This window comes from Klebsiella sp. HMSC09D12 (assembly GCF_001808475.1).
Lineage (GTDB): Bacteria > Pseudomonadota > Gammaproteobacteria > Enterobacterales > Enterobacteriaceae > Klebsiella > Klebsiella oxytoca.
This window is the reverse complement of the sequence record NZ_KV793472.1, coordinates 1-26,897: the sequence shown is the minus strand read 5'-3', so window position 1 is coordinate 26,897 and position 26,897 is coordinate 1. Positions and strand designations below refer to the sequence as shown.

The 26,897-nt window shown below is 54.8% G+C and carries 22 protein-coding genes, 1 pseudogene and 1 riboswitch; of the genes and pseudogenes, 6 read left to right on the top strand and 17 right to left on the bottom strand.

All coding sequences use genetic code 11. The features are described 5' to 3' along the window. Positions 1-41: 41 nt before the first annotated feature. From araD to araB, 3 genes are all read right to left on the bottom strand, one after another. Complete coding sequence (gene araD / locus HMPREF3178_RS11330; RefSeq protein ID WP_017145008.1) at positions 42-737, bottom strand: L-ribulose-5-phosphate 4-epimerase; 696 nt, start codon at positions 735-737, stop codon at positions 42-44. 184 nt (positions 738-921) lie between these two features. Next, positions 922-2,424, bottom strand: a complete 1,503-nt coding sequence (gene araA / locus HMPREF3178_RS11325) for an L-arabinose isomerase (protein WP_004110533.1) — start codon at positions 2,422-2,424, stop codon at positions 922-924. A 10-nt stretch (positions 2,425-2,434) separates the two neighbouring features. Further along, on the bottom strand, positions 2,435-4,144 hold the full coding sequence (araB, locus tag HMPREF3178_RS11320) for a ribulokinase (RefSeq protein ID WP_017145007.1): 1,710 nt from the start codon (positions 4,142-4,144) through the stop codon (positions 2,435-2,437). 337 nt (positions 4,145-4,481) lie between these two features. Between araB and araC the strand changes: the two genes are divergently transcribed. Both araC and HMPREF3178_RS11310 read left to right on the top strand, forming a co-directional pair. Beyond that, complete coding sequence (gene araC / locus HMPREF3178_RS11315) at positions 4,482-5,327, top strand: arabinose operon transcriptional regulator AraC (RefSeq protein ID WP_004098545.1); 846 nt, start codon at positions 4,482-4,484, stop codon at positions 5,325-5,327. Between the two features lie 128 nt (positions 5,328-5,455). Beyond that, positions 5,456-6,223 carry a DedA family protein gene (locus tag HMPREF3178_RS11310; RefSeq protein WP_004108185.1) on the top strand — a complete coding sequence of 256 codons (768 nt, stop codon included), beginning with the start codon at positions 5,456-5,458 and terminating at the stop codon, positions 6,221-6,223. Here HMPREF3178_RS11310 and thiQ read toward each other — a convergent pair. The 4 genes from thiQ to sgrR all read right to left on the bottom strand — a co-directional run bounded on the left by thiQ (position 6,210) and on the right by sgrR (position 11,351). Next, entirely contained in the window at positions 6,210-6,911 is a 702-nt protein-coding gene (thiQ, locus tag HMPREF3178_RS11305) for a thiamine ABC transporter ATP-binding protein ThiQ (protein WP_004110537.1), read from the bottom strand. The genes HMPREF3178_RS11310 and thiQ overlap by 14 nt on opposite strands. Continuing rightward, complete coding sequence (gene thiP / locus HMPREF3178_RS11300; protein WP_004110539.1) at positions 6,895-8,505, bottom strand: thiamine/thiamine pyrophosphate ABC transporter permease ThiP; 1,611 nt, start codon at positions 8,503-8,505, stop codon at positions 6,895-6,897. Before thiP ends, thiQ begins: the two co-directional genes overlap by 17 nt. Further along, the gene (gene thiB / locus HMPREF3178_RS11295; RefSeq protein ID WP_023320318.1) at positions 8,481-9,464 is read right to left on the bottom strand and encodes a thiamine ABC transporter substrate binding subunit; all 984 of its coding nucleotides are present in this window, start codon (positions 9,462-9,464) and stop codon (positions 8,481-8,483) included. Before thiB ends, thiP begins: the two co-directional genes overlap by 25 nt. A 31-nt stretch (positions 9,465-9,495) precedes the next feature. Further along, positions 9,496-9,658: riboswitch (TPP riboswitch) on the bottom strand. A gap of 37 nt (positions 9,659-9,695) precedes the next feature. After that, positions 9,696-11,351, bottom strand: a complete 1,656-nt coding sequence (gene sgrR, locus HMPREF3178_RS11290; protein WP_017145005.1) for an HTH-type transcriptional regulator SgrR — start codon at positions 11,349-11,351, stop codon at positions 9,696-9,698. Between the two features lie 87 nt (positions 11,352-11,438). On the opposite strand from sgrR, the gene sgrT reads away from it, so the two are divergent. Together sgrT and HMPREF3178_RS11285 are read left to right on the top strand one after the other, a co-directional pair. After that, positions 11,439-11,591, top strand: a complete 153-nt coding sequence (sgrT, locus tag HMPREF3178_RS29875; RefSeq protein ID WP_004108171.1) for a glucose uptake inhibitor SgrT — start codon at positions 11,439-11,441, stop codon at positions 11,589-11,591. A 228-nt stretch (positions 11,592-11,819) separates the two neighbouring features. After that, positions 11,820-13,004 carry a sugar efflux transporter gene (locus HMPREF3178_RS11285; RefSeq protein WP_016807513.1) on the top strand — a complete coding sequence of 395 codons (1,185 nt, stop codon included), beginning with the start codon at positions 11,820-11,822 and terminating at the stop codon, positions 13,002-13,004. A 46-nt stretch (positions 13,005-13,050) separates the two neighbouring features. Here HMPREF3178_RS11285 and HMPREF3178_RS11280 read toward each other — a convergent pair whose 3' ends face one another. After that, positions 13,051-14,361, bottom strand: a complete 1,311-nt coding sequence (locus HMPREF3178_RS11280) for an MFS transporter (RefSeq protein ID WP_004108165.1) — start codon at positions 14,359-14,361, stop codon at positions 13,051-13,053. Between the two features lie 231 nt (positions 14,362-14,592). Between HMPREF3178_RS11280 and HMPREF3178_RS11275 the strand changes: the two genes are divergently transcribed. Next, positions 14,593-15,489, top strand: a complete 897-nt coding sequence (locus HMPREF3178_RS11275; RefSeq protein WP_004108162.1) for a LysR family transcriptional regulator — start codon at positions 14,593-14,595, stop codon at positions 15,487-15,489. A gap of 38 nt (positions 15,490-15,527) precedes the next feature. Here HMPREF3178_RS11275 and aroD read toward each other — a convergent pair whose 3' ends face one another. From aroD to leuL, 9 genes are all read right to left on the bottom strand, one after another. Further along, entirely contained in the window at positions 15,528-16,283 is a 756-nt protein-coding gene (aroD, locus tag HMPREF3178_RS11270) for a type I 3-dehydroquinate dehydratase (protein WP_004108159.1), read from the bottom strand. A gap of 33 nt (positions 16,284-16,316) precedes the next feature. After that, the gene (locus HMPREF3178_RS11265) at positions 16,317-17,531 is read right to left on the bottom strand and encodes an MFS transporter (RefSeq protein ID WP_016807515.1); all 1,215 of its coding nucleotides are present in this window, start codon (positions 17,529-17,531) and stop codon (positions 16,317-16,319) included. Positions 17,532-17,542: 11 nt separating this feature from the next. Further along, complete coding sequence (locus HMPREF3178_RS11260; protein WP_004108154.1) at positions 17,543-18,406, bottom strand: shikimate dehydrogenase; 864 nt, start codon at positions 18,404-18,406, stop codon at positions 17,543-17,545. A gap of 10 nt (positions 18,407-18,416) precedes the next feature. After that, the gene (locus HMPREF3178_RS11255) at positions 18,417-20,450 is read right to left on the bottom strand and encodes an oxidoreductase (protein ID WP_004108151.1); all 2,034 of its coding nucleotides are present in this window, start codon (positions 20,448-20,450) and stop codon (positions 18,417-18,419) included. A 405-nt stretch (positions 20,451-20,855) separates the two neighbouring features. After that, complete coding sequence (gene leuD / locus HMPREF3178_RS11250; RefSeq protein ID WP_017145004.1) at positions 20,856-21,461, bottom strand: 3-isopropylmalate dehydratase small subunit; 606 nt, start codon at positions 21,459-21,461, stop codon at positions 20,856-20,858. Positions 21,462-21,471: 10 nt separating this feature from the next. Then, complete coding sequence (gene leuC, locus HMPREF3178_RS11245) at positions 21,472-22,872, bottom strand: 3-isopropylmalate dehydratase large subunit (protein WP_004108147.1); 1,401 nt, start codon at positions 22,870-22,872, stop codon at positions 21,472-21,474. A 2-nt stretch (positions 22,873-22,874) separates the two neighbouring features. Next, entirely contained in the window at positions 22,875-23,966 is a 1,092-nt protein-coding gene (gene leuB, locus HMPREF3178_RS11240; RefSeq protein WP_017145003.1) for a 3-isopropylmalate dehydrogenase, read from the bottom strand. Beyond that, on the bottom strand, positions 23,966-25,537 hold the full coding sequence (gene leuA, locus HMPREF3178_RS11235; RefSeq protein ID WP_017145002.1) for a 2-isopropylmalate synthase: 1,572 nt from the start codon (positions 25,535-25,537) through the stop codon (positions 23,966-23,968). Before leuA ends, leuB begins: the two co-directional genes overlap by 1 nt. A 95-nt stretch (positions 25,538-25,632) precedes the next feature. After that, positions 25,633-25,719 carry a leu operon leader peptide gene (leuL, locus tag HMPREF3178_RS32195; RefSeq protein ID WP_009654551.1) on the bottom strand — a complete coding sequence of 29 codons (87 nt, stop codon included), beginning with the start codon at positions 25,717-25,719 and terminating at the stop codon, positions 25,633-25,635. Positions 25,720-26,323: 604 nt separating this feature from the next. On the opposite strand from leuL, the pseudogene leuO reads away from it, so the two are divergent. Further along, positions 26,324-26,866: pseudogene (gene leuO, locus HMPREF3178_RS11230) on the top strand (transcriptional regulator LeuO); the annotation flags it as partial. Positions 26,867-26,897: the final 31 nt, after the last annotated feature.

The window sequence follows — 26,897 nt, the reverse complement described above, 5'->3', positions numbered from 1 at the left end:
TAGCCCGGCTAAGCGCAGCGCGAGCCGGGGAGAGCGCGGGTTTATTGCCCGTAATAGGCTTTCGCGCCGTGCTTGCGCAGATAGTGTTTATCCAGCAGCGTCTGCTGCATCTCCGGCAGCTGCGGCGCCAGCTGGCGGCAGAAGATGCCCATATAGGCGATCTCTTCCAGCACAATGGCGTTATGCACTGCGTCTTCGGCGTTTTTACCCCAGGCAAACGGCCCGTGAGAGTGCACCAGCACGCCGGGCATTTGCGCCGGATCGATGCCTTTTTCACGAAAGGTTTCGACGATCACTTCGCCGGTTTGCCACTCGTACTCGCCGTTGATCTCGTCGTCGGTCATCAGCCGGGTGCAGGGAACCGCGCCGTAGAAATAGTCGGCGTGGGTCGTGCCGGTAGCGGGAATCGACTGTCCGGCCTGCGCCCAGATGGTGGCGTGACGCGAATGAGTGTGGACAATACCGCCCAGCGTCGGGAATGCCTGATACAGCAGACGGTGGGTCGGGGTATCAGACGAGGGTTTTTTCTGGCCTTCAACCACTTCGCCGGTCTCCAGGCTGACCACCACCATATCCTCGGCGGTCATGACGCTGTAGTCGACGCCTGAGGGTTTAATCACCAGCACGCCCCGTTCACGGTCGACGGCGCTGACGTTGCCCCAGGTGAGAGTGACCAGATTGTGCTTTGGCAGGGCCAGGTTGGCTTCGAGAACCTGGCGTTTAAGATCTTCTAACATAATGTGCTCCGAATAGCTGGCGAGTCAGCTTCTCCTCACCCCGACCCTCTCCCGGAGGGCCAGGGAGGAAGCCGTCCCGTGCCCGAACTTTTCTTCCCGGTTCAAGGGTAGGGGAGAAAAGCAGTTTCGCGCCCGAGCGGTACCCTCTCCTTATGGGAGAGGGTAAGGGTGAGGGGACGATCTCTTAGCGTTTTGAACCGTAATACACTTCGTTCCAGCGCAGCGCATCCTTGAAGGAGGGCAGGCGGGTCTCGTTGTCAATCACGGTCAGTTCGATATCCTGTAGCTCTGCGAACTGGCGCATATCATCAAGGGTCAGCGCATGGCTGAAGACGGTATGGTGCGCGCCGCCAGCAATGATCCAGGCCTCGGACGCGGTGCGCAGATCCGGATGGGCTTTCCACAGCGCATTGGCCACCGGTAGCTTCGGCAGCTCGTGCGGCGTTTTCACCGTCTCAATGGTGTTCACCAGCAGACGATAGCGATCGCCGAGATCGATCAGGCTGGCGACGATCGCCGGGCCGGTCTGGGTGTTAAAGATGATGCGCGCCGGATCGGCTTTCCCGCCGATGCCCAGCGGCTGGACGTCGAGAATCGGTTTCTCCGCGGTAGCGATGGTCGGGCAGACTTCCAGCATATGCGAGCCCAGCGCCAGATCGTTGCCTTTCTCGAAGTGGTAGGTGTAATCCTCCATAAAGGAGGTGCCGCCCTGCAGACCGGTTGCCATCACCTTCATGATGCGAAGCAGGGCGGCGGTTTTCCAGTCGCCTTCGCCCGCAAAGCCGTAGCCCTGCTGCATCAGACGCTGTACGGCGAGACCCGGAAGCTGTTTCAGGCCGTGCAAATCTTCAAAGGTGGTAGTAAAGGCGTGGAAGCCGCCCTGTTCCAGGAAGCGCTTCATCCCCAGCTCAATGCGCGCGGCATCAAGAAGGTTCTGCCGCTTATCACCGTGGATTTGCACCGCTGGCGTCAGGCGATAGCTGCTTTCATACTCATCGACCAGGGCGCTGATTTCGCCATCGGTGACCGCATTGACGACCTGTACCAGGTCGCCCACCGCCCAGGTGTTAACCGAGAAACCAAACTTAATCTGCGCGGCGACTTTATCCCCGTCGGTGACCGCCACTTCACGCATGTTATCGCCGAAACGGCACACTTTCAGGTGGCGGGTATCCTGTTTCGAAACCGCCTGACGCATCCATGCGCCGATGCGCTGATGGGCTTCTTTATCCTGCCAGTGGCCGGTTACCACGCTGTGTTGCTGACGCATCCGCGCGCCGATGAAGCCAAATTCGCGGCCGCCGTGGGCGGTCTGGTTCAGGTTCATAAAGTCCATATCGATGCTGTCCCACGGCAGCGCCGCGTTGAACTGAGTATGGAACTGCATCAGCGGTTTATTCAGGATCGTGAGGCCGTTGATCCACATTTTCGCCGGTGAGAAGGTATGCAGCCACACCACCATCCCGGCGCACTTATCATCGTAGTTTGCGTCGCGACAGATATGGGTGATCTCATCCGGCGTGGTACCCAGCGGCTTAAGCACCAGTTTGCACGGCAGTTTGGCTTCCGCATTCAGGCTGTTCACCACATGTTCTGCGTGCTTTGTCACCTGACGTAGCGCTTCAGGGCCATACAGATGCTGGCTACCGATGACGAACCACACTTCATAATTATCAAAAATTGTCATTTTCATGTCCTTAATGGGTGAAGGCTGCCTGAGATTGCGGCGCGGATTCCGCTTTTGCAGTCGAAGGGAGGTAACGTTGTTCCGCGCTGAGCGACCACTGCTGGTAGCGCTGATAGAGTTGTTCAAAACGTTGCGCCTGCGCCGGGCGAGGCTGCAGGGTGCTTTCCACCCGGCTGGCCATTTGCTCCTGCGCGGCAGGAATATCGTGGTAGACGCCGGCAGCAACGGCGGCGAAGATAGCCGCGCCCAGCGCGCAGCACTGATCGGACGCGACGATTTGCAGCGGGCGATTCAGCACATCGCAGCAGGCCTGCATGATCACCGGGTTTTTGCGCGCGATGCCGCCGAGCGCCATCACGTTATTGACCGGGATCCCCTGTTCGGTGAAGCACTCCATAATGGCGCGGGCGCCGAAGGCGGTGGCGGCAATCAGCCCGCCGAACAGCGCCGGGGCGTCGGTGGCGAGGTTCAGATCGGTAATGACCCCTTTCAGACGCTGGTTGGCATTCGGCGTACGGCGCCCGTTAAACCAGTCCAGCACTACCGGCAGGTGGTCGAGAGACGGATTTTTCGCCCATGCGTCGGTCAGCGCGGGCAGCAGCTGTTTCTGGCTGGCTTTGATCTGTTCTTTAAGTTCCGGGTGGGCCTGCGCCAGCTGCTCCAGCGGCCAGCCGAGAATGCGGCCAAACCAGGCGTAGATGTCGCCAAAGGCGGATTGCCCCGCTTCCATACCGATAAAGTCAGGCACGACGCTACCATCAACCTGGCCGCAAATGCCCTTTACCGTGCGCTCGCTAACGCTCTGTTTATCGGCGATCAGAATGTCGCAGGTGGAGGTGCCGATAACTTTAACCAGCGCATTTGGCTGCGCTCCGGCGCCGACGGCGCCCATATGGCAGTCGAATGCGCCGCCGGAGATGGCGACGGTTTGCGGCAGGCCCAGACGCGCGGCCCATTCGGCGGTCAGCGTGCCGACCGGCAGATCCGCAGTCCAGGTCTCGCTGAACATCGGGTAGGCCAGGTTCCGGTTAATTATCGGGTCAAGTTCATCGAAGAACCCGGCTGGCGGCAGGCCGCCCCAGCTTTCATGCCAAAGGGATTTATGCCCGGCGCTGCAGCGGCCGCGGCGAATATCCTGCGGGCGCGTCGTCCCGGAAAGCAGGGCCGGCACCCAGTCGCACAGCTCAATCCACGACGCGGCGGCCTCGGCGACGGCGCGGTCCTGGCGAGTCACGTGGAGGATCTTGGCCCAGAACCATTCGCTGGAGTAGATACCGCCGATATAGCGGGAGTAATCTTCTTTGCCGGGCTGGTGGCACAGGCGGGTAATTTCCTCCGCCTCCTCCACCGAGGTATGGTCTTTCCACAGCACGAACATGGCGTTGGGGTTGTTGGCGAACTCTTCGCGCAGCGCCAGCACGTTGCCGTCAGCGTCGATGGGCGCGGGCGTTGAGCCGGTGCTATCAACGCCGATACCTACGACGGCAGCGCGCTGTTCGGCGCTAAGGGCGGCGAGGACGCTTTTCAGCGCGGCTTCCATTGATTCGATATAGTCGCGTGGATGATGACGGAACTGGTTGTTCGGGCCATCGCAGAATAGCCCCTCCTGCCAGCGCGGATACCACTCGACGCTTGCGGCGAGCTCTTCGCCGGTCGCGCACTCTACCGCCAGGGCGCGTACTGAATCACTGCCAAAATCGAGGCCAATCGCAATTGCCATACTGTTACTCCATGCTAAAAATCATTCATGGTGCAACAGTAGATATCTGGGCTGAAAACCGTCAGGCCGTATTCGCTAATCTTATGGACTATATTGCTGTGAAGCTGCAAAGTGTGACGCCGTGCAAATATTCAATGTGGACTTTCCTGCCGTCTTTATAGACACTTCAGTTATGCGCTCAAAGCGCCTGAATTGTGCGCCGTGCTCAGTTTTTGCCGAGATGAGGCGGGTTTTAATCCGATTTCTAACGCGCATCGCAGTACGGGTCTTCAGCCTGAGGATAAAATGCAAGGTATGGACAATTGGTGTCCTTAATGTCTCCGGGAGAGCAGAGTTTATGGCTGAAACGCAAAACGATCCTTTGTTGCCGGGTTACTCTTTTAATGCCCATCTGGTGACGGGCCTGACGCCGATTGAGGCCGACGGCTATCTGGATTTCTTTATTGACCGTCCGCTGGGCATGAAGGGCTATATCCTTAATTTGACGATCCGCGGCGAAGGGGTGATCAATAACCACGGGGAGCAGTTTATCTGCCGCCCCGGCGATATGCTGCTGTTTCCGCCGGGAGAGATACACCACTACGGCCGCCATCCCGATGCCCGCGAGTGGTATCACCAGTGGGTCTATTTCCGGCCGCGCGCCTACTGGCATGAATGGCTTAACTGGCCAACGATTTTTGCCCAGACCGGCTTTTTCCGCCCGGATGAGCAGTGGCAGGCGCGCTTTGGCGAGCTGTTCGGGCAGATTGTGGAGGCCGGGCAGGGCGCGGGGCGTTATTCCGAGCTGCTGGCGATCAATCTTATGGAGCAACTGCTGCTGCGCCGTATGGAGGCCATCAATGAATCGCTGCATCCGCCGCTGGATAACCGGGTGCGCGATGCCTGCCAGTACATCAGCGATCATCTGGCGGACAGCCATTTCGACATTGCCAGCGTCGCCCAGCACGTGTGCCTGTCGCCGTCGCGCCTGTCGCATCTGTTCCGCCAGCAGTTAGGGATCAGCGTACTGGGGTGGCGGGAGGATCAGCGCATTAGCCAGGCCAAGCTGCTGCTGAGCACGACGCGGATGCCGATCGCTACCGTTGGCCGTAACGTCGGTTTTGAGGACCAGCTCTACTTTTCGCGCGTGTTTAAGAAATGCACCGGCGCCAGCCCGAGCGAGTTTCGCGCTGGGTGTGAATAAAAAGTAAAGAAAGTGAAATGATGGCCCGGATTTTTAACACAGCCAGTAAACTATACAAACAAATGATGGCTTGACGAAGTATGAACGGCTCCGGAGAATCCGTGCTTCGTTTTTAATCCGGGTACATTATGCAAGCATTGCTGGAACACTTTATTACTCAATCGACGGTCTATTCCCTGATAGCCGTTCTGCTGGTCGCCTTCCTCGAGTCGCTGGCGCTGGTGGGGCTTATCTTACCGGGAACGGTGATGATGGCCGGATTGGGGGCGCTGATCGGCAGCGGAGAGGTTAACTTCTGGCAGGCGTGGCTGGCGGGGATTATCGGCTGTTTGCTCGGCGACTGGATCTCATTCTGGCTTGGCTGGCGGTTTAAAAAGCCGCTGCATCGCTGGTCTTTTTTAAAGAAAAACAAAGCGCTGCTGGATAAAACCGAACATGCGCTGCATCAGCACAGCATGTTTACCATTTTGATTGGCCGCTTTGTCGGGCCAACGCGCCCGCTGGTGCCGATGGTCGCCGGGATGCTGGATCTGCCGGTCGCGAAATTCATTCCGCCGAATATCATTGGCTGCCTGCTATGGCCGCCGCTCTACTTCTTACCGGGGATACTAGCCGGGGCGGCAATTGATATTCCGGCCGATGAGAATAGCGCCAGCTTTAAGTGGCTGCTGCTGGGGGCGGCGCTGCTGGCGTGGCTGGCGGCGTGGCTGTGCTGGCGATTGTGGCGCAGCGCCAAAAGCGCCGGCGATCGTCTCACCCGCTTTCTGCCGCGTTCGCGCCTGCTGTGGATCGCGCCGCTGATGGTATGCGCCGCCGTCGCGGCCCTGGTGCTCGCCTTCCGTCATCCGCTGATGCCGGTCTATCTCGACATCCTGCATAAGGTTATTTTGCGCTAATTCCCAGTAGCGCCGAGGCGCTGCTGCTGCCGTTGAGCAGCGCGGCGGTCTCGCCATCCCAGGCAATCCGTCCCTCAGCCACGACCACCGACCGCGGCGCGATACGCGCAGCATCTTCCACGCTGTGCGAGACCATTAACAGCGTCAGCTGCTGTTGCCGGCAGATGTCGGCAACCAGGGTCAGCATCTCCTGACGCAGCGCGGGATCGAGCGCGGAGAAGGGCTCATCCAGCAGCAGTACCGGCTGCTGGCGTACCAGACAGCGCGCCAGCGCCGCACGCTGACGCTGGCCGCCGGAAAGCTCGCCCGGCAGCCGCTCTAACAAGGCGTCGATTCCCATCTGCCCGGCAATGGCCTGCAGGCGGGCGATCTGCGTCGCGTTCAGCTTGAGCCCCGGATGCATTCCCAGAGCAATGTTCTGGCGGATGGTGAGATGGTTAAACAGATTATTTTCCTGAAACAGCATCGATACCGGGCGACGCGCGGGCGGCGTGTAGGTATGGGGCTGACCATCGATCTCGATACTGCCGCTGGCAGGCGGCAGAAAACCGGCAATCAGGTTCAGCAGCGTACTTTTCCCGGCGCCGCTGGGACCAAGAACCGCAATGCGCTCACCGCGTTCGACGGCAAGCGTGAAACGCATCGGCAGATGCTGATAAAGCCAGGTCACATCATTCAGTTTTAGCATCGCGTCCCGGAAGTTTTTCAATCACGCTAAAGAGTAAAAAGCACAGCAGCAGAAGCAGGAGGGCGGTGACGGCGCCGTCCTGGCTGCGATAAGAGCCAATTTGCTGATACAGATAAAAGGGCAGAGTACGAAAATCTTCGTTGCCGAACAGCGCTACGACGCCGAAATCGCCAATCGACAGCACGCAGGCGAAGGCCAGCGCCTGGGCCAGCGGCCGTTTTAAAGCGCGAAGCTCGACCACCCGGAGGCGGGTAAAGCCGTGCATCCCCAGCGACTCGCAGAGGGTACCGTAGCGGGCGGCGATATCGCGCATCGGGTTTTCCAGCACCTTAAGCGCGTAGGGGATCGCCATCAGCGCATTGGTGAAAATGACGATGGCGTCGGCGGATTCCGGCAGGCCCACGCTATTATTGAGCAGCAGGAAGAAACCGGTGGCCAGCACGATGCCCGGCATGGCGAGGATCAGCATGCCGCTCAGCTCAAGCGCCTGACCGGCGAGAGGGCGACGGCGGGCGCGGAGCTCACGGCTGCTCCACAGCAGCATCATGGTCAGGATGACGCTTAAGAGTCCGGCGGCAAGGGCGATACGCAGCGATGTCCACAGCGCCTGCCAAAGCGCGGGCTGCTGCAGCACGCTAAACAGATTACTGTTCAGCCCGTCGCCTATCACCGCCAGCAGCGGCGGTAGCAGCAGTAAAAGCGCAGCGCCGATCAGCGCCGTGTCGCACAGCCGGCTATATAGCCGGTCGTCGGGATCGCGCCAGCCGCGGATATGACTGGCCCCGATGGCGAGCGCTTTACTCAGGCGCTGGCTAAGCAACACCAGCCCGAGACAGCAGATCATCTGGATAAGCGCCAGCATCGCCGCGCGCGCCGGGTCGTAGTCGAAATTGAGAGCCTGGTAAATCGCCAGCTCGATCGTCGTGGCCCGCGGACCTCCGCCCAGCGACAGCACGGTCGCAAAGCTGGCGAAACAGAGCATAAAGATCAGCGCCGCAACCGGCGGGATTTGCCGCCGCAGCCACGGCCATTCAACCAGCCGGAAAAAGACGTAGCCGCGCATGCCGAGCTGGGCGGCGATTTGCCGCTGCTCGCCGGGGATATTTTCCAGCGTCTGCAGCAGCAGGCGCGTAGCCATCGGCATATTAAAGAACACGTGCGCCAGCAGGATCCCCTGTAGCCCGTAGGGCGAGAATTCCCACTGCCAGCCGAACGCGTTGCTTAATTCAGCCAGCCATCCCTGACGACCGTAGACGCTCAGAATACCGAAGACCGCCACCAGTACCGGCAGGATTAAGGTCATCGCGCAAAGGCGCAGCAGCAGCGTGCGCCCGGGGAAACGTCGCCGGTACAGAGCGCGGGCGAGGAATATCGCCGGTAGCACCGAAAAAAGCGCGGAAAGGAAGGCTTGCAAGAAGGAGAAACGCACCACGTGCCAGAGATAGCCGTCGCTGATAAGCGCTTTCCAGGTGGTCTCCGGGGCGCTGAACCATAGCGCCAGAAAGGCGGCCAGCGCCACGACGACCAGAACGATGGCCGCCGTGAGTCCCGGCAGGAGCCAGCCGACAGCTAGCGGCTGACGGCGCGTTGCCATGCGTTAATCCAGTTCTGACGTTCGGCGGCCACCTGTTGCGGTGTAAATTCGAGGGTCGTCTGCGGTTTCATCAGCGCGTCAAAGCCTGGCGGAAGCGCAACCTGAGTGACCGGATACATCCAGTTGCCGGTGGGGATCGCATTCTGAAAGCCCGGCGATACCATAAATTTGAGGAATTTTTCCGCCAGTTCCGGCTGCTTGCTGGCCGCGGTGCGGGCGGCGACTTCGACCTGCAAATAGTGTCCTTCAGCGAAGTTTGCCGCGGCGTAGTTATCCTTCTTCTCTTCGATAATGTGGTAAGCCGGGGAGGTGGTGTAGCTCAGCACCAGATCGCTTTCGCCTTTCAGGAACAGGCCGTAGGCTTCGCTCCAGCCTTTGGTGACGGTGACGGTTTTCGCCGCCAGCTTCTGCCAGGCTTCCGGCGCTTTATCGCCGTAGACTTTTTGCATCCACAGCAGCAGGCCCAGACCCGGCGTGCTGGTACGCGGATCTTCATAAATCACCCGCCATTTTTGCTCGCCCTCAACCAGCTCTTTCAGGCTCCTGGGCGGATTTTTCAGCTTGTTTTTATCGTAAACAAAGGCGAAATAGCCGTAATCGAACGGGACGAAGGTGTCGTTGTTCCAGCCGCCGGGTACGTTCACCGCGCTGGCAGGGACGCCGCTTTTGGCGAACAGCTTACTTTGCGAAGCCGCTTCCAGCAGGTTGTTATCCAGCCCCAGCACTACGTCGGCTTTGCTGTTTTTGCCTTCCATCCGCAGACGATTGAGCAGCGAGACGCCATCTTCCAGCGCCACGAACTTCAGCTCGCAGCCGCAGTCGGCTTCAAAGGCTTTTTTAACCGCCGGGCCAGGGCCCCAGTCGGCGGAGAATGAGTCGTAGGTATAAACGGTGAGCAGCGGTTTGGCAAAAACGGGCGCGGCGGCCAGCGCCAGCAGGGGGAGTAATTTTTTCAACACTTTGCACCTCAGAAAAAGGGGGGGCAAAGGATTTTGAGAGGGCCTCAAATCCCTTCGCCGGCGTTATCCGGATCAGGTTCGACGGGTATTTTCTCAGCCCATACGCTTTATCTTCGGGTTGCTTCCGCGCTAACCGCGCGTTGAAGCAACTTGAATGAGATTGCGTATGTTTATTAGCACCCCGTTGAGAACGGCAGTTAGTGTAATGATTTTGTCAGCGGACTGAAAGCATTACGGCTCCGGCGGCGCGAACCACGCGGATTTAAAGTCAAACCAGCCGAGCGTGTTCATACGTACGCCGCGCATACTGCGCTGCCCCTGGATCATCAGCCAGTGGTGAATGAGCGGCACCACGGTTTGATTGGCCAACAGCTGCTGGCTCCAGGTCGCCGGATTCAGCTCACCCGCGCGCCAGCGAGCGGCGTCCTGCTCCCAGTCGATGGGGATACAATTGCGAATCAGGGGAACTTCATACAGCCAGGCAAACAGGGAGAAATCGATCGGCAGCGTAAAGTTGGCGCTGTTGAGCCATACGTCGCTGACCACCTCACCGCGGTGCCACTCCTGATACTCCAGTTCCTGGATCTCCAGCTTAACCTGATGCTCGGCCAGCAGCGTCGCCATGATCCCGCCCATCACGCGATGCTCGACGTGGTCCTGGTAGTAGGTCAGCCTGACCGTTTCAAGACCGGGCGGTTTTTCACAGGCGTGGCTGCGCGCATGATGCCAGCGGGGCAGCAGGCCATACGCCGGGAACCAATTGCCCTGATAGTGCTCACCCGCGTGATAGAGCAGATTAGCGGGCTGGAATACATAGCTTAGCCACTGGCGTACCGCGCTGTTCGCGCCGAGCGGGCTACGGGCATCGAACAGCAGGTAATAACACCCCTCTTCCAGACGGCTTTCCACCGCCTTTTCGCTTTGCGTGGTGCCCTGTAACGTTAACCCACCGTTGGGCTCTTCGCTGATTTCCGGCAGAACCCAGACGTTCACTTCATCGATCAGCGCCCGGTAGCCGAAATAGTCGTCGAAGGCGTGAATTTTGAGCTGATTCTGATTATTTCGCACAACCGAGTAAGGCCCTGTCCCCACGGGGATGCTGGAGAAATTCTCCATCGTTCGCCACTCATGCGGAAGGATCATGGCCGGTACCTGGCTTAACAACCACGGTAGCCAGCGGTCGGGTTGGCTGAGATGAATGTCGAGAGTCCAGGCGGTGGGGGAGTCGATACGCTCGATGTGAGAGAAGAGCGGCAGCGCGTTACTGCGCTGCAGGGAGGCGATGACATCCTCCATCTCCAGCTCACGCCCATGGTGAAAATGAATGCCTGGACGCAGAAAAAAACGCCAGTGGGTCGGCGCGATCTGCTGCCAATGGTGAGCAATATCGGCTTCCAGTTCCCCATTTTCCTCATTTACTCGCGTCAGGGCGCTAAAAATCTGCCGGGCAATATGGGTTTCCGAGCGGCGCAGCGCGCTGCCGGGCAGCAGATTTTTCATCGGCCGGTAGTAGAGCACGCGCAGGATATGCCGACCCTGGCGAAAGCTGCGGCCTAAATGGGAAACCAGCATTTGGCGGACGGCGGCTTTATCGCCAACCAGCTGCACCAGCTGATCGATTCTGTCCTGCTCCAGCAGATCTTCCGCCCTCTGCTGCTGCAGCGCGAGACCGGTATAGAGAAAAGCGAGCCGGGAACGCTTGCCGCGTCCGGCCTCCGCCTCCCAGGTCAGCCAGCCGCGCGCCTCCATCATGTTGAGTAAGGTACGCATATGACGACGCGAGCAGCTTAGCATCTCTGCCAGTTCATTCAGCGTTGTCTCCTGCGACTTGCCGTCGCAGCACTGCCACAGGCGGATGAACTGCTGTTGTAAACGACCGGAAGACATAAAAGGGGAACTCCTGATAAAAACTCAGCAATTTATTACTTCCTATATTAAGTCAATAATCAACGTCGATGAAGCGAGGAGGTGAATATGATGGGGTCAACCATTAAACAGTTCTACCAACGCTACTTTTCTGCGACGCAGGATGCGTCCTGGCTGGCCCGCCTGATGGCAGGAAGACAGCAGGAAATTCTCGGCGAACTGATGCAGTGGGGAGTTACGTCGCAGGCCTCTGATCATTGACTTGCAGACATCATGTGTGACTGAGTATTGGTGTTATACTCGTCGTCTTTCAAGCTGCAGGTGCGTTGGCTGCGCCCGCTCGCCCAGGTCACATAGTTATCTATGTTCCCAGGGACTTACGTTCTGGCCGCCTGCCCGCAACTCGAAATCCATAGAGTATAGAATCACCCGCCAGCAGAAAACTTCTGCTGGCTTTTTTCGTTTTCTTCGCGTGCTTAAGGATATTTCATGCTGTGGTTAATGACGATGGGTCGACGTCTTAACGGCGTTTACGCCGCTTTTATGCTTGTCGCTTTCATGATGGGAATCGCAGGCGCGCTGCAGGCGCCGACGCTCAGCTTATTTCTCAGCCGCGAAGTGGGCGCGCAGCCTTTCTGGGTAGGGCTATTCTATACGGTTAACGCCATTGCCGGCATACTGGTCAGCCTGGCGCTGGCTAAGCGCTCCGATAGTCGGGGCGATCGCCGACGGCTGATTATGTTTTGCTGCCTGATGGCGGTGGGAAACGCGCTGCTGTTTGCTTTTAATCGCCACTATCTGACGCTGATTACCTGCGGGGTTATGCTGGCCTCCGTGGCGAATGCCGCGATGCCGCAGCTTTTTGCTCTCGCGCGGGAATATGCTGATAGCTCGGCGCGTGAAGTGGTGATGTTCAGTTCGATAATGCGTGCGCAGCTCTCGCTGGCATGGGTTATTGGCCCGCCGCTGGCCTTTATGCTGGCGCTGAACTACGGCTTCACCACCATGTTTTCGATTGCTGCCGGGATCTTTGTTATTAGCCTGGCGCTGATTGCCTTCAAGCTGCCCTCGGTCGCCCGCGTTGAACAACCCTCGGAAGGCGCTGAAGTTCTGGTACAGGCCGGAGGATGGCACGATAAAAACGTACGCATGCTGTTTATTGCCTCGACGCTGATGTGGACCTGCAACACCATGTATATCATTGATATGCCTTTGTGGATCAGTAGCGATCTTGGCCTTCCCGATAGCCTCGCGGGGATTCTGATGGGCACCGCCGCCGGGCTGGAGATCCCGGCGATGATCCTGGCGGGCTATTACGTTAAGCGCTGGGGGAAACGCAAGATGATGGTGACTGCGGTGGCGGCGGGCGTGCTGTTTTATGTCGGTCTGATTCTGTTTCACGACCGCGTGGCGCTGCTGGTGTTACAGTTGTTTAATGCCGTGTTTATCGGCATTGTTGCCGGCATTGGCATGCTGTGGTTTCAGGATCTGATGCCCGGACGGGCGGGCGCCGCGACGACGCTGTTTACCAACAGTATCTCTACCGGGGTGATTCTGGCCGGGGTGATTCAGGGCGCACTGTCGCAAAGCTATGGGCACGCCAGCGTCTACTGGACAATTGCCGCTATCTCGCTGGTGACGCTATTTATGACCAGCCGGGTGAAAGATATCTGATTGTCGTTACCGCCCCGGCTGGCTACCGGGGCAGCGTCCCGGCGGGTTATTTCAACACGATTCTTTTTATATCGCCGATAATAAAAATATAAGCGATAACGCCAATCAGCGCGGTTAATCCGATATAAATCAGCGCGTAGAAAAAATTACCGGTCATGGATATGATGACCCCGATAATTAACGGGGTAATAATTGACGCCATATTTGCGCAGAAGTTGAAGATCCCCCCGGTGAGTCCGCCCATGTTTTTAGGCGCAATGTCTGAAATAAGCGTCCAGCCGAGTCCAACCATGCCCTGACCAAAAAAAGCGATCGACATAATAATAATAACAGCGGTGTTACTCTCGACCCAGTTAGCAATGATGATGCAGCTCGAAAGCAGCAGCCCGGAAATGATGGGTAGCTTTCTGCTAATATTTACGGAACGGGTTTTCTTTAAGATTTTATCGGATACCCAACCGCCGAAAAAGATACCGATAGCCGCGGCCAGGAACGGCCAGGAGGCGAAGAAACCCACGTGAAGCCACGGTAAATGGCGTTCGTTAGCCAGATAAGTGGGAAACCAGGTCAGGAAGAAAACCAGCGTGGTGTTACCGGCAAACTGCCCCAGGCTGGCGCCGATAATCTGTCGGCAGCACAGCAGGCGTTTGGCATCGGGCCAGTTAAACGGGATATTTTCATCGGCGCTAGCCGTATTTTCTACGCCGATATATTCCAGCTCTGCTTTATTTGCAGTCTTTGACTGATGCGGTTCATGATAAAATTTCCACCACACAAAAGTGAATGCAATGCCCAAACCGCCGGTCAGGAAAAATAGCGTTCTCCAGCCATGATGCTCCAGAATTAAAAAAAGTAGCGGGGAGAATGCGGCCAGTCCAATATATTCACCGACGGTGTAAGTCGCCGTTGCCCGAGCGCGTTCATGCTGGGGAAACCATTTACTCACGACCCGACTATTCACCGGAAAGCAGGGGGCTTCACTGATGCCTAAACCTAATCGCAGCAGCAGCAATGATTTTAAGCCTACGGAAAAGCTTTGTAATAGGGTAAAGGTTGACCAGAAGAAAATAGAAAGTGCGTAAGTTAATTTATTACCGAAGCGATCTAAAAACATTCCCCCGGGAATTTGCGCCAGCGCGTAGGTCCAGGCGAAAGCGGAAAAAACGATACCCATCATCGCCGGGTCGATATGGATTTCGCTCGTTAACTTAGGTGCAACAATACCTAAAATAGTACGATCGAGATAATTTATCATCGTCCCGATCGATAGTAACATTAAAATTACAATTCGCGTTTTAGTTCGCTTTTGCGTGGCCGACGGCAAAATCGGCCGTTCCTGAGCATTGAGTGTCCTCATAGAGAGTTCCTTTAAAGTTTAAAATATTTTTGCATGTATTTATGCATGCAGAAATACTCTGCTTAAGTATTGACTCTATCGATGATTGGTCATGCCTTGTTACCCCTTGAACGAAATGGTAAAACAATATTTGATATGACTCCGATATTTCTCCTTTCCGGCTCATCATAGATAGCTTGTATGGTATATTAAGCACATTAGTTTTATTTTTATATTATACGAGCAAAAATAATGAACCTAAAGCAACTTTATTATTTTAAGCGACTGGCAGAAACTGAGCATTACACTGAAGCTGCCTCCAGCCTTTTTATCACCCAACCGTCCCTCAGCCATGCCATATCTGAACTGGAGAAAGAGCTGGGAGTGGCGCTATTTGCCAGGAAAGGGCGCAATGTCAAGATTACGCAGAATGGTAGGCGCTTTCTGCCCTACGTGGAAGACGCGCTGGCCTCGTTAGAAAATGGCCGTATGACGTTGCAAAAAAATAGCGCTGAGAACAAAGAAAATATTCGCATTGCATTTATTTATACCATGGGCGAATATGTTGTTCCGCAGTTAATTAATAAATATTCGCTGTCACCATCTCGTCACAATGTGACATTTTCTTTTACTCAGGGAACCTCGTTAACCCTTCTCCAGGAACTGAAAGCCGGAAAAAGCGATCTGGCTATTTGTTCCTATATTGCGGATGAACCGGATATTGACTTTATTCCTATTATTCAACAAGAACTGGTCGTAGTGACGGCAAAAGATCATCCTCTGGCCAGGCTTTATGAAAATGAAGTCGACCTGGTGGAGACGATCCACTACCCCTATATCTATTTTTCAGAAAATAGCGGTCTGCGACCTTTTATTGATAACGTGTTTATGCAGCAAAAACTGGTTCCGGATATTGCCTGCTACGTTGATGAGGATACGGCGATGGCGGGGCTGGTTAGTATTGATTACGGTATTGCGATTATGCCGAGAATTTCCGCGCTGTCGTATTACAACGTGCATATCCTGACGATCAAAAATGCCATTCCTCCGCGTTATATCTATCTGGCGACCATGAAGGAGCGGGTACTTTCCCCGGCCATTCAGTCATTTAAAGATGTCATTATTAATGACAGCCAAAAAATCAGATAACAAGATGCCCGGAGGGTGACCTCCGGGCGATGGTTTCATCAGGAAAGAATATCCATCAGCTCACGCAGCTGGGTAATGGCGATTTGCCCTGGCGCAGAAGCCTGACCGACGGTGCCAAAGGTCATTGCTGAACCGAACAAACGGCCGGTTACCCGGCTCACGCCGCCGGATTTACCCATCGACATCGTGATTAATGGGCGAGTGGCATACTTCTCTTTCATCGTCAGCGTTGCCGAAAGCAGGGTCAGAACATCTTGCGGCGACTGTGGCATAACCGCGATCTTCGGCAGGTCAGCACCAAGATCCTGCATGCGACGCAGACGGTAGATGATATCTTCCTGAGCTGGCGTTTTATGAAAATCGTGATTGCTCATGATAACTTTAACGCCCGCAGCGTGGGCATCGCTCACCAGCGAGCGAATTTGCGCTTCGTCGTTGAACAGCTCGATATCAATCACGTCGGTCAGACCGCTAACGGCCGCCTGGCGATTCAGCTCAAAATAGGCTTCGTCGCTGATTTCCGTTTCGCCACCCTCTTTTTTGCTGCGGAAGGTAAACAGCAGAGGAATCTCTTTCAGCAGCTGGCGAATTTCGCCCAGCGCCAGCAGAACCTGCTCAGTTTCTCTGACCTGGGTGAAGTGATCGACGCGCCATTCGATAATATCGGCTCCGGCGGTAGCCAGCGCGCGTGCGTTAGTCTGCAGCTCGGCAAGCGTTTTGCCGATCAGCGGTACGCAGATTAAGGTTTCCCCTTCCTGGAAGGTGATGTTTTTTACTGTTACTGCTTTAGTCATGTTGGTATCCATTATTCTTTTTGTCATTGACCATCAGGCGGTTGCTGCAACGCGGGATGTTTTTGCAGCGGCGCGAACCTGAAGCTGACGATAACCGATGTACAGGGCGATCACAAAGCCGACGATAGCGATCAGAAGATCGAACCACATAATGCTGGCGATACCAATCTTCGACAGTTTTGCCGTAATTAGCGGGATCGTAAAGCTGGCCAGACTTCCTGCGGTATAAAAGATCCCGGTGGCTTTGCCTTTCCCGTTCGGAAAGCTCATGGCCATGATGGTCGCGCCTATCTGCAGCACGCCGCCTGCGGCGGCAAAGCCGATGATAAAGGCAAAGCCGGTCACAATCATTGGCGTCGGGAACAGGCAAACGATCAGCAGTGAAATCATCGACAGGAAAGTGTAGATGATCATAGCGACGGCTGAGCTGAATACCTCTTTAACAAAAGCCGCAGTGACGAATACGCAGGTCAGTGAACCGGCAGTATAGACGCTCAAGAGTTTAATAGCCGACTCGTGAGGGATGCCGGCAACGAACTCGCCGTACTGCGCTAACCACTGGCTTACCAGATAAAAAGTCGCCATACCGATATAGCCGTACAGGGTAAAGATGACCATATCCAGTTTGCCGGAGTCCGCCTGCGGAGCGGCGGCGGCAGTCACTGATTTCTCTGCGGTTTCCTTTTTCGCCCGATGATCCGGGAAAGGCATTTTTATCAGGTAGACCGCGCTCAGGATCATTAATGCTGCAGCGATGATAAACGACCACCCGTACCACATATTCGCCCATATCAGCGCACCGATAATGAACGGCAGCAGGAACTGCCCGGCAGAGACAAAGGCTTTGATCAACACATTAGCCCGGCTGGCGGAGTTAGGGAAAGACTCCATCAGCGCCGGATAGGTACCGGAGTCGAGGAAGCTGTTCGCCAGGCCCGCCATAATGCCGCAGCAGTAGGCCAGATAGATGTTTTTCGTCAGCAGAATACCGAGGAAGAACACCACATAACTGGCTATGCCGAGATAGATAAAGGGTTTACGACCAAAACGGTCGGACAGGAATCCTGTCACGATCGTGGCGAGCTTACCGATCCCGAGCGACGAGATAACGATGGAGACGCCGGCAGCGTCGGTTCCCCATTGTTCCTGCAGATTCGCCATATTGAGGGTAATTAACAAAACCCCCATACCGTGGATCAGATAGTTAAGATATAGCCCAGCTGCCGTTGGGACATATTGATTTTTCATCGCGCCCATCCTTAGAACAGGATATTTTTGACGTGTTCAACCGGCATTTCTTTGCCTGTCCAGATTTCAAAAGCGCGCGCGCCTTGCCAGAGCATCATCCCCAGACCGTTGATGGTGCGGCAGCCTTTTTTCTCAGCCACTTCCAGCAGATAAGTTTTGCGCGGGTTGTAGACCACGTCAGAAACGATCAGGTCCGGGCGCAGGAAGCTGTCGTCAGGCAGCAGCATCTGGCCTTCAAACGGTTTCATCCCCACGCCGGTGGCGTTGGTCAGAATGACGCTGCTGTCGATTTCCGCGCGCAGTTTGTCATGATCGTCCAGATCGAACAGGTGGATCTCGCAGTTGGTGTTATTACGGATTTTGGCAACGGTCTGTTCTGCGTTGGCGAAGAATTTATCTTTGCGGTTGAAGATGGAGATCGCTTTGACGCCATCAAGCGCGGCCTGAACGCAGAGCGCGGTTGCCGCACCGCCAGCGCCCAGAACGGTCATCTTTTTGCCGATGATATCAATGCCTTCTTCTTTGAGCGCGCGCATATATCCGGTGCCATCGGTGATATGGCCGGTCAGGACGCCATTGTCGTTCACCACGGTATTCACCGCGCCAACCAGTTCTGCCGCCGGCGAGAGTTTGTCCAGATACTGGCAAATCTCCGTTTTGTTCGGCATGGAGACGTTACAGCCGCGCAGTTTTAATGCACGAAAACCCTGTACGACATCTTTCAGCTCTTCATTACCTACTTCGAACGCCAGATAAACGTAGTCCAGTCCCAGATGGGCAAAGGCTTCGTTATGCATAGTCGGCGACATGCTGTGACGAATCGGGGTCGCAATCAGGCCAATCAGCTCGGTGTGTCCAGTAATACGTTCTGCCATGATAAAGTCCTCAATATGTTAGAAATGGAATTTTTGTCGATTCGCGGTTGCCGAGAGCGCCCATATCTTCGAGGGTGTCCAGCACGTTGCGCCCTTCGCGCACGCCATCAATGATTCGCCGGGCCATCAGGCTGTCGCCGATGTTCATTATTTTTACGTTATTGGCTCTGGCCCATTGTTCAATCTCAGTGAGACCGGCGGTATTGGCGCGCATTCCCAGGCAGACGAAGCCGTAATCAAAAGGAATGTCAAAGGTGCCATCCGCATTTTTAACGGTGAAATGCGTTGGGGTGACGGCAACCAGCTGCGTACGCATGTGCTGTTCCACGTGATGTTCATCGAGCATGGTCAACATGGCATTTTTAGTAATGATGTCCAGGTCGCGTCCCGGCGCGTCCTGCATCTCGATAAGCACGGCGCTGGCGCCGCGCGCGGAGAAGTATTCAATAACATCCAGACCTACGGCGCCTGCGCCGACGACAGCGATGCGTTTACCTGTAGCATCGGCAAACTGGTCCAGATGATGAATCATGTTGGTGATGGAGAAGACGTTTCCGCCTTCGACATCGATGTTCTCGCGCAGTCCTTCAATTGGCGGCAGCAGAGGAACTGAACCGGTTGCGTTGACGATTAAATCCGGGCGAAGAGCGGAAACGGATGCCACGGTGGCGCGCTTGCCGACCTGCAGCATCAGGTTATCGAGCGAGGCGATACGGTTTTTCATAAACTGCGGAAAATCGGCGATACGCTTTTTCTCCGGCAGCAGGGAGATCTCGCTGGCCAGTCCGCCGATGCTGTGCTTCTCTTCCAGCAGCCAGGTATGGCAGCCGACTTCCGCCGCGGTGCAGGCCGCTTCCATTCCCGCCGTACCCGCGCCGATAACCACGACGTTGGTATCGCGGATAACGCGCTGCTGTTTATAGGCATCGCCGTGGATAATATCCGGGTTAATCGAGCAGCGCAGAGGGCGGGAGCGGGCGATGCGGTGATCCGCGCAGCCGATGTTGCAGGAGATGCATTTCCGCATCAAACGCTCGTTACCGCTCTGCACTTTTTGTACCCACTCCGGCTCGGCGATCAGTCCGCGGCCAATGGCTATCAGGTCAGCATCGCCGCTGGCGATAATATCTTCAGCGACTTTCGGGGTACGGATATTGCCGGCAATTACCGTTGGCTTGTGGAATTTGTCGCGTACCGCACGGGAGAGATAGCGCTTCCAGCCATCTTCCAGAGACATCTGGTCAATCTGGAAATTCAGGTTGTCGTTTTGCGCGGCGGAGACGTTGATAATATCGACTTTCTCCTGGCACAATTCGAGGATCCGCAAGGAATCTTCGAGCGTATTCCCGCCCTCCAGGAAGTCATCGGCGCTAATACGCAGGCTGACCGGGAAACGCGGACCAACGCAGGCGCGTACCTTATCGACGATTAAGGTTAATATTCTGGCGCGATTCTCTACGCTGCCGCCAAATTCATCGGTACGCTTATTAAACAGCGGTGATAAAAACTGACTAATTAAATAAGAGTGGCCGGCGTGAATTTCCACACAGTCGAAACCAGCGCGGCGAACGCGCTCCGCAGCATCACCAAACTTATCGACGGCATGATATATCTCGTCGTGCGTCATCGGACGGGGAATATTACCGTTCTTTTTGGACGGCGTGCTGGAAGAGGAAAGCGGCATTTCGCCGTTCAGGCGATATGCATAGGCCGATGCGCCAGCGTGGTTTAATTGAATACCGACGCAGGCGCCGTGTTTATGTAAGGTTTCGGTTAATTTGAACAGGCGCGGAATATACTGATCGTTATCGATACGCAGCTGGGTTGTGCCATTAGAAGCGAATGGAAAATCGATACAAATATTCTCGATAGTGATGAGTCCTGTGCCGCCCCGCGCGCGTAGCTCATAGTAGTCAATCTGTTCCTGAGTGACTTCACCGTTCAGGCTCGCCAGGTTGGTCCCCATTGGCGGCATAATGATGCGGTTTTTTATTGTCATCCCGTTAATGGTCAACGGGGAAAAAAGATGGGGGTAGTGGCTCATATGCTCTCTCCACTGGATGCCTGATGGCCGCTATTGGGCGATCCTGGCCGGTCCAAAGTTAATATTTCTCTGTGGGGAAAGATAACGAGGCGTCCAATAGAAAAATAATGCTTTTTTTTGCGTGGAGCTATAGGGGGACTCTATGGGATTAACATTCGATTCACATATTCATGTTTTTATCTTAAATATTTCAATCGAATTTTTACTTGTACTTGTGGAATGACACAAAAAAAGTAGGTGAATGATTGAATAGATGCCCAATTGATAATGATTTATTTTTTTATCGGCAAATTTTTCTATCTATCAAATCAGTCTGGATATTATATATGTGCGCTAGATCTCATTTTCATCGGCAGAAAAAAGCCCGGATGTTCGTCCGGGCTGAGATAGCAATGGCGGTTCGCCTTAATTCATAAAAGCCGGCAGTTTTTTCTCATAGGCCGAGATGGCCTCTTCGTGCTGCAGGGTCAGACCGATGCTGTCCAGGCCGTTAAGCATGCAGTGGCGGCGGAAAGCGTCAATTTTAAAGCTCCAGGATTTATCGCCAGCTTTCACGACCTCGGCTTGCAGATCGACTCCAAACTTAATGCCGGGCTGAGACTGGACCAGCTTAAAGAGCTCATCAACCTGTTCTTCGCTCAGCGTGACCGGCAGCAGCTGATTGTTAAAGCTGTTGCCATAGAAGATATCGGCGAAGCTGGGCGCGATGACGACTTTAAAACCGTAATCGGTCAGCGCCCACGGCGCATGCTCGCGGGAGGAGCCGCAGCCGAAGTTTTCTCGCGCCAGCAGGATAGAGGCGCCTTTATACTCCGGAAAGTTCAGCACGAATTCCGGGTTAGGCTGTTCGCCTTTATCGTCCAGGAAGCGCCAGTCGTTAAACAGATGGGCGCCAAAACCGGTACGCGTGACTTTCTGCAGAAACTGTTTTGGAATGATTGCATCAGTATCGACGTTCGCGGCATCCAGCGGAACCACCAGGCCGGTATGTTGGATAAATTTCTCTGCCATGAGGGTTTCCTTATTTCAAGCTACGGATATCGGCGAAATGACCGGTAACGGCCGCCGCGGCTGCCATGGCCGGGCTAACCAGATGGGTGCGCCCGCCGCGGCCCTGACGGCCTTCAAAGTTACGGTTGCTGGTGGAAGCGCAGCGCTCGCCCGGATTCAGGCGGTCGTTGTTCATCGCCAGGCACATAGAGCAGCCGGGTAAACGCCACTCAAAACCGGCTTCAATAAAGATTTTATCCAGACCTTCCGCTTCGGCCTGCGCTTTCACCGGGCCGGAACCAGGAACGACCAGCGCCTGAACGCCCGGCGCCACTTTACGGCCTTTAGCGATCTCGGCGGCCGCGCGTAAGTCTTCGATGCGCGAGTTGGTGCAGGAACCGATAAAGACTTTATCAATCGCTACTTCGGTTAACGGTACGCCAGATTTCAGCCCCATATAGGCCAGCGCTTTTTCCGCGCTTGCGCGCTCTACCGGGTCGTTGAACGATGCCGGATCCGGGATGATGTCGGTGACGGATATCACTTGCCCTGGGTTGGTGCCCCAGGTGACCTGCGGAGCAATATCTTCCGCCTGCAGCGTGACAACGCTGTCAAACGTCGCGCCATCATCGGTAGTCAGGGTCTTCCACCAGGCGACGGCTTCGTCAAAATCCTGGCCCTTCGGCGCGTGCAGACGGCCTTTCACGTAATCGAAGGTGGTTTGGTCTGGCGCCACCAGGCCCGCTTTCGCGCCCATTTCGATCGCCATATTGCACAGAGTCATACGGCCTTCCATGCTTAAATCACGGATGGCTTCGCCGCAAAATTCGACAACATGACCGGTGCCGCCGGCGCTGCCGGTTTTACCGATAATCGCCAGAACGATATCTTTGGCGGTGATGCCTGGGGCTGCTTTACCCTTGACCTCAATCTTCATGGTTTTGGCGCGGCCCTGCTTCAGCGTCTGCGTTGCCAGAACGTGCTCGACTTCGGAGGTGCCGATACCGAATGCCAGCGCGCCGAATGCGCCATGGGTTGCCGTATGGGAGTCGCCGCAGACGATGGTCATGCCCGGCAGGGTCACACCCTGTTCCGGCCCCATCACGTGCACGATGCCCTGGTAAGGGTGATTCAGGTCATACAGTTCAACGCCGAACTCTTTGCAGTTTTTAATCAACTCCTGCATCTGGATACGCGCCATTTCGCCGGAGGCATTAATGTCTTTAGTTTGCGTCGATACGTTGTGATCCATCGTGGCGAAGGTTTTACCCGGCTGGCGTACCGGACGTTTATGGGCGCGCAGGCCGTCAAACGCCTGCGGCGAGGTCACCTCGTGAACCAGATGACGGTCAATGTACAGCAGCGGGGTTTCGTTTTGCGCTTCATAAACGACGTGAGCATCAAACAATTTTTCGTATAACGTCTTCGCCATGATTACACCCCTTCAGCGACATAGCGGGCAATGATATCGCCCATTTCATCGGTACTGACCGCCGCCGCACCGCGCGCTAAATCGCCGGTACGTACGCCTTCTTCTAATGCGCGGTTGATCGCGTTCTCAATCGCAGTGGCCGCGTTGTCGGCATCCAGGCTGTAGCGCAGCAGCAGCGCCAGCGAGAGGATCTGCGCGATAGGGTTAGCGATGTTTTTGCCGGCGATATCCGGCGCGGAGCCACCTGCTGGTTCATATAAACCAAAGCCTTGCTCGTTGAGGCTGGCTGACGGCAGCATGCCCATCGAACCGGTAATCATGGCGCATTCGTCAGACAGGATGTCGCCGAAAAGGTTGGAACACAGCAGAACGTCGAACTGAGACGGATCTTTAATCAGCTGCATGGTGGCGTTGTCGATGTACATATGCGACAGCTCAACGTCAGGATACTGCTTACTGATTTCACTAACGATTTCACGCCATAAAATAGAGGACTGCAGGACGTTAGCCTTATCAACAGAAGTCACTTTGTGACGACGTTTACGGGCGGATTCGAAGGCAATGTGCGCGATACGCTCAATCTCGAAGCGGTGGTATACCTCGGTATCAAATGCTTTTTCATGCTGACCGCTACCTTCGCGACCCTTCGGCTGGCCAAAGTAAATGCCGCCGGTCAGTTCACGCACGCATAAAATGTCGAAGCCGTTGGCGGCGATATCGGCGCGCAGCGGGCAAAACTCTTCCAGCCCCTGATACAGCTTAGCCGGACGCAGGTTGCTGAATAATTTAAAGTGTTTCCGCAGGGGCAGCAGCGCACCGCGCTCCGGCTGCTCAGCGGGCGGCAGATGCTCCCATTTCGGTCCGCCAACGGAGCCGAACAGAATTGCGTCAGCCTGCTCGCAGCCTTCAACGGTAGACTGAGGCAGCGGAGTGCCCTGACGATCGATGGCGATACCGCCAACGTCATGCTGGCTGGTGGTAATGCGCATATCAAAACGGTTGCGAACGGCTTCCAGTACTTTCATTGCCTGGTTCATGACTTCCGGGCCAATACCATCACCTGGTAAAACAGCAATATGGTAATTCTTCGACATTACACGGTTTCCTTATTGTTCTCTTTATTCTGAGCTTTGCGTTGCAATTCTTTTTCGACTTCAGCGGCGCGCCAGATATTGTTCAGGACGTGAACCATCGCTTTCGCGGAGGATTCCACGATGTCCGTCGCCAGGCCAACGCCGTGGAAGCGGCGGCCGTTGTAGTTTGCCACGATGTCCACCTGGCCCAGCGCATCCTTGCCCTGACCTTTGGCGTTCAGGTCATATTTGACCAGCTCAACCTCATAGCCGGTGATGCGGTTAATCGCCTGGTAGATGGCGTCAACCGGTCCGTTGCCGTTGGCGGCCTCAGCTTTGGTTTCTTCGCCGCAGACCAGCTTCACGGAGGCGGTTGCGATGTCGCTGGAACCGGACTGCACGCTGAAGTAATCCAGACGGAAATGCTCCGGTTCTTCCTGCTGTTTGTTAATAAAGGCTAACGCTTCCAGGTCATAGTCAAATACCTGACCCTTTTTATCCGCCAGCTTCAGGAACGCTTCATACAGGTGATCCATGTTGTAGTCGCTGTCCTTATAGCCCATCTCTTCCATACGATGTTTCACCGCCGCGCGGCCGGAGCGGGAAGTCAGGTTCAGCTGTACCTGGTTCAGACCGATAGATTCTGGCGTCATGATTTCGTAGTTTTCGCGATTCTTCAGCACGCCATCCTGGTGAATACCGGAAGAGTGGGCGAAGGCGCCGGTACCGACGATCGCTTTGTTGGCAGGAATCGGCATATTACAGATCTGGCTGACGGTCTGGCTGGTACGCCAGATTTCCTGGTGATTAATGCGGGTGTGCACATTCATAATGTCTTTGCGCACTTTAATCGCCATAATCACTTCTTCCAGCGAGCAGTTACCCGCGCGCTCGCCGATGCCGTTCATTGCGCCTTCAACCTGGCGAGCGCCGGCATGGACCGCGGCGAGGGCGTTACCCACCGCGATACCCAAATCGTCATGGGTATGGACGGAGATAATGGCTTTATCGATATTGGGAACGTGTTCGTACAGGCCGGTTATGATATTGGCGAATTCGAACGGCATGGTGTAGCCGACGGTATCAGGGATATTGATGGTCGTTGCGCCGGCATTTATCGCGGCTTCGACGACGCGGGCCAGATCCGCAATCGGCGTACGGCCAGCATCTTCACAGGAAAACTCAACGTCGTCAGTGTAGTTGCGGGCGCGCTTAACCATATAGATAGCGCGTTCAATCACTTCATCCAGATTACTGCGCAGCTTGGTCGCGATGTGCATCGGCGAGGTGGCGATAAAGGTATGAATACGGAAGGCTTCCGCGACCTTCAGCGATTCCGCCGCAACGTCGATATCTTTTTCAACGCAGCGGGCCAGCGCACAAACGCGGCTGTTTTTGATGGTGCGTGCGATGGTTTGCACGGATTCAAAATCGCCCGGGGATGAAACCGGAAAACCGACTTCCATCACGTTAACGCCCATCCGCTCCAGGGCCATAGCAATCTGCAGTTTCTCTTTCACACTCAGGCTGGCTTGTAACGCTTGTTCACCGTCGCGTAAGGTCGTATCGAAAATAATGACTTGCTGGCTCATGGTTTAGATCCTTGGTCTGTGTCCTGGCGCCTTGCTAGCGAGCATAAAAAAACCCGCGCATTGGCGCGGGTTTTATAGTCTTGCTGGAAGATGACTTAACGATGAACGTCGCCCAACAGCCTACCGCGCAAAATGGATGCGTTTAGTAGTAGTAGGCTGAGAAAGCGAATGCTGCGAATCATTGCGTCATGCTCCAGATGAAATCGTTATGCTTTTAGAGTTACTTGATATGGGTTTTGATGTCAACCCCCGGGTGTAGAAAACGTCTTTTTACCTAACAGGCGCATTAGCTAATTGTGCTGACGATCGCGCTTTTTGGCCGATGATCCTTTTTTGGACATCACTTCATGTTGAGTTATTTTCACCATTTGATAATTTTTATTTTCAATTGAATCTTCATGGATATCGCTGTCGCGCAGGATGATATCCTGATGAAAATTATAAACTTATTTGTTTTGTGAATGTGTTTGTGAATATGATGGTTCATTATCAATGATAATAAAATGTGAATTTTAAGGATGGCTTAAGCTGATATTTTAATAATGCTTAAGTTAAAGTTAACCACTGCTGTTATTGTTTATTTTTGATATTTATGGGTACACTTGATTTTATCAAGTAAACAATATGGTTTAAGTGGTCGCGGGTACTTTCAAATGCAGACTTTTCGTCGCCACTCATAACCTTGATATATTCCTAAAATTCATCTTTGCCCTTTTGTAAATGTCATATGCATGATAAATGATATTCTGAGAATTAATTACTGCACTTTGGCAAAGGGAATTTAGCGTGACAGTGGAGTTAAATATGTTAAATGAAGGTACTGAATATAAGTCGACCTCTGAGGTAGAAAACACAAAACCCCAGCTGCGGATGGTCGACCTCAATCTGTTAACCGTATTTGATGCGGTAATGCAGGAGCAAAATATCACCCGTGCGGCGCACTCTTTGGGAATGTCCCAGCCGGCGGTCAGCAATGCGGTCTCGCGCCTGAAAGTGATGTTTAATGATGAGCTGTTTGTTCGTTATGGGCGCGGCATCCAGCCTACGGCGCGGGCTTTCCAGCTATTTGGTTCCGTACGGCAGGCTCTGCAGCTGGTGCAAAACGAATTACCGGGCTCGGGCTTTGAGCCGCTCAGCAGCGAGCGGGTCTTTAATTTATGCGTGTGCAGCCCGCTGGATAACGCTTTAACTTCGGTTATTTTCAACAAAGTTGGCGAGATTGCGCCCAACATTCATTTGGTCTTTAAATCGGCATTGAATCAAAACACAGAACATCAATTACGCTATCAGGAAATTGAATTCGTTATTGGTTATGAAGAGTTTCGTCGTGGCTTTGTTGAATAAATCAGATTTCGGGTAA